This is a genomic window from Bacteroides sp. NSJ-48 (assembly GCF_014287405.1).
Taxonomy (GTDB): Bacteria; Bacteroidota; Bacteroidia; order Bacteroidales; family Bacteroidaceae; genus Bacteroides; species Bacteroides stercoris.
This window is the reverse complement of record NZ_JACOOD010000079.1, coordinates 1-7,373: the sequence shown is the minus strand read 5'-3', so window position 1 is coordinate 7,373 and position 7,373 is coordinate 1. Positions and strand designations below refer to the sequence as shown.

7 protein-coding genes are annotated in these 7,373 nt (G+C 41.6%); 5 read left to right on the top strand and 2 right to left on the bottom strand.

What is annotated here, in order from left to right; genetic code table 11:
• A partial coding sequence (locus H8S52_RS20095; protein ID WP_255470129.1) for a hypothetical protein occupies positions 1–353 on the top strand: 353 nt, incomplete at its 5' end.
• An 802-nt stretch (positions 354–1,155) separates the two neighbouring features.
• On the opposite strand, the gene H8S52_RS19140 is transcribed toward H8S52_RS20095, so the two are convergent.
• Positions 1,156–1,494, bottom strand: coding sequence for a hypothetical protein (locus H8S52_RS19140; RefSeq protein WP_005652346.1), 339 nt, complete (start codon positions 1,492–1,494; stop codon positions 1,156–1,158).
• Positions 1,491–1,799 carry a septum formation initiator family protein gene (locus H8S52_RS19135; protein WP_005652348.1) on the bottom strand — a complete coding sequence of 103 codons (309 nt, stop codon included), beginning with the start codon at positions 1,797–1,799 and terminating at the stop codon, positions 1,491–1,493. Before H8S52_RS19135 ends, H8S52_RS19140 begins: the two co-directional genes overlap by 4 nt.
• 140 nt (positions 1,800–1,939) lie before the next feature.
• On the opposite strand from H8S52_RS19135, the gene H8S52_RS19130 reads away from it, so the two are divergent.
• From H8S52_RS19130 to H8S52_RS19115, 4 genes are all read left to right on the top strand, one after another.
• Positions 1,940–3,763, top strand: a complete 1,824-nt coding sequence (locus tag H8S52_RS19130) for a DNA polymerase III subunit gamma/tau (RefSeq protein ID WP_186910389.1) — start codon at positions 1,940–1,942, stop codon at positions 3,761–3,763.
• Between the two features lie 90 nt (positions 3,764–3,853).
• Positions 3,854–5,788 carry a HAMP domain-containing sensor histidine kinase gene (locus H8S52_RS19125; protein WP_186910388.1) on the top strand — a complete coding sequence of 645 codons (1,935 nt, stop codon included), beginning with the start codon at positions 3,854–3,856 and terminating at the stop codon, positions 5,786–5,788.
• Positions 5,785–6,876, top strand: coding sequence for a histidine kinase dimerization/phospho-acceptor domain-containing protein (locus H8S52_RS19120; protein ID WP_186910387.1), 1,092 nt, complete (start codon positions 5,785–5,787; stop codon positions 6,874–6,876). The genes H8S52_RS19125 and H8S52_RS19120 overlap by 4 nt, the downstream gene beginning before the upstream one ends.
• Positions 6,877–7,014: 138 nt before the next feature.
• Positions 7,015–7,185: a DUF362 domain-containing protein gene (locus tag H8S52_RS19115; RefSeq protein WP_004292360.1), complete on the top strand. Its 171-nt coding sequence runs from the start codon at positions 7,015–7,017 to the stop codon at positions 7,183–7,185.
• The last annotated feature ends 188 nt before the right edge of the window (positions 7,186–7,373 follow it).

The window sequence follows — 7,373 nt, the reverse complement described above, 5'->3', positions numbered from 1 at the left end:
TTGTTTATGTAAATCTCTTCAAAGATCGCTTCTTTTATGTCGGCTTTCTTTTCAGGAAAGCGGATGCAAAGGTAAAAACTTTTAAGTATATCTTCCAAATATTTTCGGAAGTTTTTTTTCATCTTTCCTTTTTCCCGTCATCTCTCTTGCGAAAGGGAGAACAAAGGAAAGGTGGTTTTACCGACCCGGATTCAAGAAAAAGTGTCAACCAACGCTGCTTACTTTTTGAAAGCGGGTGCAAAGGTAAGAACTTTATTTCATATCTTCCAAATATTTTCGGAAGTTTTTTTCATTCTGCTTTTTCAAAGGGGAATTTCAGAAAGAAACAAGCCCCAAGCAGAAGAAATATGTAAGAGTTCCTACGCCGTTCCTGTCAGAATGTCAATACATCGCTGCTCCCGTTCTCGAAAGCGGGTGCAAAAGTAGGACTTTATAACATACAAGCCAAATATATAAGGGGATTTTTTGCACGGAATATAGAAACTTTTTCGTAACACGCTGATTGATAAATATGTTGAAGAACATATTTTTAAAGGAGGATGAAAAGTCAGACAAAAGGGACACATAATAATATATGCGCATGCGCGCGAAAGAAAACAACGGAAGGCTGAAAGAAAATACGGAGATACGGAAGGGCATTGCATGACACCCGGGTCTTGACATGTATGACACCCGGGTCTCGGCATGTTCGACATCCGGGTCTCGGCACGTCCGACACCCGGGTGTCAGACACAAGAAAAAGGCTAACGGGAAAAATGACACAGGAAGGAAACAATACAGAAACATGCAACGAAAAGAAAGACAGAAAGAAAAACGGCAGAGGAAAGGATACAAAAAAACAACGACACAGTAAAAGGACAGAAGACACAGAAAAAAGGAGAAAGGCGGCTGACAGCCTGGAAAGCACAAGGCAAGCCACAACCAGACAAACCTGTTAAAGGAAGATGCACGTTGTATTAAATGTTAACAGAAGCAACTGTCTTATAAACCGTGTTACCAAACAACAGATTTCCCCAAAAAATATTGGATAATACCAGGAATGGAATATCTTTGCAATGTGTTTTTCATAGTATTAGATTTAAGGTTAACAAAAAGATTGGCTGTCTGGGAGAGATAGCCTTTTTTTATGAAAACCATCCTCGTATTTTCATGCAATCATTGTTCTTTAGCCTCTTCCTGCGGGATGCGTATGGATGTATAAAGCTCAAGAATAGCAGCGATAGTCAGTGAAACAATCCACTCATTACCACGCGTAAAAAACATAAAAGCTCCGGTAAGCACCAACAACAATGCACCAAATATTTGCTGGCGTCTCAGGCGCCTAATAGTAGGAGTTTTATATTGCGAAGGTGAATTTATTTGCGCCAAAGCAACAAATGTAGCACCTACCGTATATATATAAGGCGAAAGTTGCCAACCTGTAACATAAACGGCAGCTCCTATCAGAAGCATTACGGCTCCTACAACAAAGAGGGCGGGTATCAACTGTTTCATTCTTCTATATCTTCTTGGAACACATAAATATCTTCATTGGGTTTCTTCATCAGATACTTCTCACGGGCTATCTTCTCAATAGCTCCTGAATCGACCGCAAGTTCATTCAGACGACGGGTATTTTCCTCATATTCCGCACGATATCTATCTATCTCCCCGCGCAAACGCGTTTCCTCACGATAATACCCCAAACGACGCACAATGCTGTTTTCATCCAAAAATCCGACAAGTACGACAAACAGCACAAACGTTATCAGATATTTACGTCTGCGGACAAACAACCAAAGAGAAGCAAGTTTATCCATGTAATCCAGTTATTGTTTCTTTGAGCACAAAGATAAGACGAATAACTGAGAATTTTCTTTTTTTTGCGTACATTTGCACAAAAGCAAAGATAAACCATACAACCTTTGCACGCTATATAAGTGACAAGAATACCCTGAATATGGAAAATTATATCGTTTCGGCACGAAAATACCGCCCTTCAACCTTCGAGTCGGTAGTAGGACAACGCGCTTTGACTACTACCTTAAAGAATGCTATCGCCACAGGCAAACTGGCACACGCTTATCTGTTCTGCGGTCCGCGTGGCGTTGGAAAGACGACTTGTGCACGTATTTTTGCCAAAACCATCAACTGCATGAGTCCCACTGCAGAGGGAGAGGCTTGTAACCAATGCGAATCGTGTACAGCATTCAACGAACAGCGCTCATACAATATTCACGAGTTGGATGCTGCATCCAATAATTCCGTAGACGATATCCGGCAATTGGTAGAACAGGTACGTATCCCGCCCCAGATAGGCAAATACAAGGTATACATCATTGACGAGGTGCACATGTTGTCGGCTTCCGCTTTCAACGCTTTTCTGAAAACATTGGAAGAACCTCCCCGCCATGCCATATTTATCCTTGCCACTACTGAAAAGCATAAGATATTGCCAACCATCTTGTCGCGTTGCCAGATATACGACTTCAACCGCATCAGTGTGGAAGATACCGTAGCACATCTGGCCTATGTAGCTTCCAAAGAAGGCATTACCGTCGAACCGGAGGCACTGAACGTCATCGCACTGAAAGCTGACGGTGGTATGCGCGACGCTTTGTCCATATTCGATCAGGTAGTGAGTTTTACCGGCGGACACATCACCTACCAAAGCGTAATCGAAAATTTGAATGTACTGGATTACGAGTACTACTTTAAACTGACCGACCATTTTCTTGAGAACAAAGTCGGCGATGCCCTATTACTGCTGAATGATGTATTGAGCAAAGGATTCGACGGCAGCCATTTCATCACCGGGCTATCCTCGCATTTCCGCGATTTGCTGGTAAGTAAAGATCCCGCCACTCTTCCCCTGCTTGAAGTGGGAGCAAGCATACGGCAACGTTATCAAACGCAGGCACAAAAATGCCCGTTACCCTTCCTTTACCGCGCCATGAAATTGTGCAACGACTGTGATTTAAACTATCGTGCCAGCAAAAACAAGCGATTGCTGGTAGAGCTCACTTTAATACAGGTGGCACAAATAACCGCCGAAGGAGACGACATAGCCAATGGGCACAGCCCTAAACAAGTCATAAAACCTATATTTACACAGCCTGCAGCCACCCAACAGCCACAGGCTACTCCCGCTGTGCCCCAGCCGCAAGCACCCGTCATAGCTAAACCGCAAGCAGTTCCTACCGTTGCCCCCTCCACCGGCACTACCGCCACAACAGCAAATACTGCTTCACACGCCACCCCTACCTCCATTTTGCTGGCACAAGGCAAAGAAGAAAAGAAAATTCCGGTTATAAAAATGTCAGGACTTGGCGTATCCATTAAACGGCCGAAAGTCGAGGAAGAGGTAAAAAATACGGCTACAGCCACTATCACACCACAAACAGCACAACCGGAAGAGGACTACATCTTCAATGAAAGAGACATAAACTACTATTGGCAAGAGTATGCAGGACGTATGCCCAAAGAACAAGTAGCCATTGCCAAACGCATGCAGAATATGCACGTCACTCTGCTAAATGCTACTACTTTTGAAGCTGTCGTAGATAATGAAATTGTGGCAAAAGAATTTATCTCGATGACTCCCCAATTACAAGAGTACCTACGTACCCGCCTGAAAAACCGCAAGGTAACCATGAGTGTACGTATCAGTACTCCCACTGAGCAAGTCCGCGCGTACGGACGTGTTGAAAAATTCCAAATGATGGTCCAGAAAAACAATGCTCTTTTACAATTGAAAGACGAATTCGGATTGGAACTTTACTAAGCATTACAAGTAAAGAGGCTCAATATTCACATATACGTCACAACTTATTGAAAATAAAAACATTATATTTTATTTTGCATATCGCTTTTTATGTTTATTTTTGCCAATAATAGACAAACAAAGCAAACAATGAGAAAAGACGTTGCCGTATTAATGGTACTGTGGGTGATGTGTATACCATACGCTACCTTTATATGTGCCTCAGCCACTCCGAACAAATTAGATACGCTGAAAGCTTTTCTTCGAAAAAAAATACTTTACGATGAATACGTACCGGTAGACAGCGTCATCTGCTGGAGCGAAAACATCCTGCCGACTATCAAGACAAACAATCGGAATGACGAAAATTACTTTTTGCTGCAATTGCAACTTGCCAATGCCTATACATTACGAGGCGACATCAGCCTCGCCATAGACCGGGCACGACTAATGTACGAAGAAGCCAAAGAAACGGAATATGAGTTCGGAATTGCAGTTGCCAACCAAGCCATCGGCGATGCTTACACCATAGCCAATCAATGCGACAAAGCATTGGATTCGTACCAGGATGCTTTAAAGGAATTAAACCATCTCTCGCTGCAACATCCCTACCGGATACAACTCTTATTAAAGATATCCAATGCTTTACAACGTAAAGGACAACTGGAAAAGGCTCAAAAAACATTGCATGACATAGAACAAACTCTTCAGAAACAACCGGACTATGCCACCAGTTTTTTTGCCAATATCGAAAAAGCCAACTATGCAATCTCTCACGGACATCTTTCAAAGGCTTATCTCAAGGAAGCCGCAGCATATCTGCACAACATGGATTCCATCTACCGGATACATCCTGAAAAGTTTTACTGTTTTCACCTGAAATATACTACCGCCGCCTACTATCGGGCAATGGGCAACTGGAACAGAATGTATTGGAACAAAGCCCTGCAACTGTATGAAGAACTACGACAAGAATACACAGTCAACAAACAGTCTGCCTATTACCGATGGATTACGCAAGAAACAATATATCTATATAAGATACAAGGGAAATCAATGGCCGCCTGCCTATTGTATCAAGAATTATATTCCACAGTTGACACACTCACTGCAGAAGGTTATGTCCGACAAATCAATATTCTACGAGCCAAGTATCAGATAGACCAAATGGAAATAGCCAGCAGAGAAGAGCACAATAAATTCATCACTGGCATATTGACCGGGAGTATCCTATTAGTCTTCATATTTATTATTATAGCCATCATGCTTAGAAAACAGCGACAGGAAATCGTCCTATCTACACAAAAGCTGGAACACCTGCGCACCAATGCCGAAAATGCCACATCCGCCAAAAGCATATTCCTCTCGAACATGAGCCATGAAATACGTACTCCGCTCAACGCGCTCTCCGGCTTCTCCTCATTACTGACCGAAGAAAACCTGGATAATGAGACGCGTCGTCAGTGCAATGAAGTAATCCTGCAAAATTCCGAGTTATTGTTGAAACTCATCAATGATGTGATAGACCTATCAAGCCTTGAATTCGGGAAAATACAATTCTGCATCAACAAACATAACGTTGTCAATATTTGCCAAAATGTAATCGATACTGTCAGCAAAATAAAACAGACTCAGGCAGCCATATGCTTCATAACCGAATTGAAGGGCATGGATATAGAGACAGACGATGCACGTCTGCAGCAAGTGCTGATAAACCTACTGATTAATGCAACCAAATTTACACCGCAGGGTAGTATTATCCTGGAGCTTAGGAAGCAATCGGAACAAGAGCTGCTCTTTTCTGTCACAGATACAGGCTGCGGTATCCCTAAAGAGAAGCAAGCCGCAATCTTCCGAAGATTTGAGAAACTAAATGAAAATGCACAAGGAAGCGGGCTGGGACTTTCCATCTGTCAACTGATCATTGAACATATCGGTGGAAAAATATGGATTGACCCAGACTATACAGGCGGCTCACGCTTCTTCTTCACTCACCCCATCCGACAATCACAGTCCACTAAAACCCAAAAGGAGAATAACGCATGAAAAGATCATTTATTATACCAACCTTACTCACCCTACTCCTGCCCGTACAAATTATCAATGCCGATGTACAAAGCCAAAATTCCGTACTCCGCCAGCATTCCATTGAAATAGAGGGACTCATAAACAACGACATCCGAAAAGCCGATTCTTTGGTAAAAGCAGGAAAACCAGATGAAGCACTTACATATTACAAGAGCAGCCTTAAGTCAAAAGACTCATTGTACAATCTCATTACCAACTCCCAGATGGAAGAAATTCTTTCACTCTACAACATGGATAAGCTCATACTGCAAAGAGAACAAAGGCGCAGTATGTTTCATCAAGCCTGCTTATACATCTCAGTCATCATTATCTTAGCTCTATTACTTACCAATATCCATATATACCGAAGCCGGAAACGGCTGCAAAAAAATGAAAAAGAAATCAGAAGATTAACCTCCATTGCCGAAGAAGCCAATGAAATAAAAAGTCACTTTCTGACAAATATGAGTTACAACATCCGTATACCCTTAAATAATGTAGTAGGGTTCTCACAGCTTATGACCGAAGACGGGAACCTGAACGAAAAGGAAAAACGAGAATATTCCGACATCATTCAAAGCAACTCGGCTGAATTAATCCAACTTGTAAATAACGTATTAGACCTTTCACGTCTGGAAGCCAACATGATGAAGTTCCAACTACAGAACTGCAACGTACAGGAGTGGTGCAACGAACTCCCCTATCTGGTGCAGATGCGAAGTGAAGGATATATACATCTGGAGCTTCAAGCCAATGTGGACAATGCAATCATACACACGGATGTCAGCCGCTTCACACAAATAATTTCCAGCATGTTGCTCTATCCTATTGAGTGCAAAAAGCCAAGAAGAATAGGTATGCAACTGGTTTACAATCAGGAAAAACAGGAAATAAACTCCCGAATAGACAACAGTCCACTTGTTGATTTGGCATTTGCCTCACAAAAAGAAGCTATATTACAAAGAATCAGTCTATTGTTTTTCGAACATTTCAACGGAAATTATCGTGTAGAGAACTGTGAAAATAATCCGATTATATTTTTCACATATCCAACGCTTATGACCTGATTATATGCACATTCACCTCAGCTGTTATTTAGATAAGATACAAATTAAATGTTTTTAATCAAGATTGATAGCAAGTATTGAAGAAAACAACTATTTTTGCCAAATCAATTAGTACTAATAATTAAAAAATTAAAGAAAATGGCTTACGTAATTAGTGACGATTGTATTGCTTGCGGAACTTGTATCGACGAGTGTCCGGTAGGCGCTATCTCTGAAGGCGATATCTACTCTATCGATCCTGAAACTTGTACTGAATGCGGTACTTGTGCAGATGTTTGCCCTTCTGAAGCAATTCATCCGGGAGAATAATACAATCCTAAGAAAAAGAAAAAAGGCTCGGTTTCAATGAAATCGGGCCTTTTTATTTCAGTACTAAAAAGGGACATTCATTAAATATTACAAAATCAGCCAACTAATTCATACACAAAGTATTGCGAATTAGTTGGCTTTTTTGTATCTTTAGGTATTCCCCCGGAAATAAGGTTTGACGGCCAAAA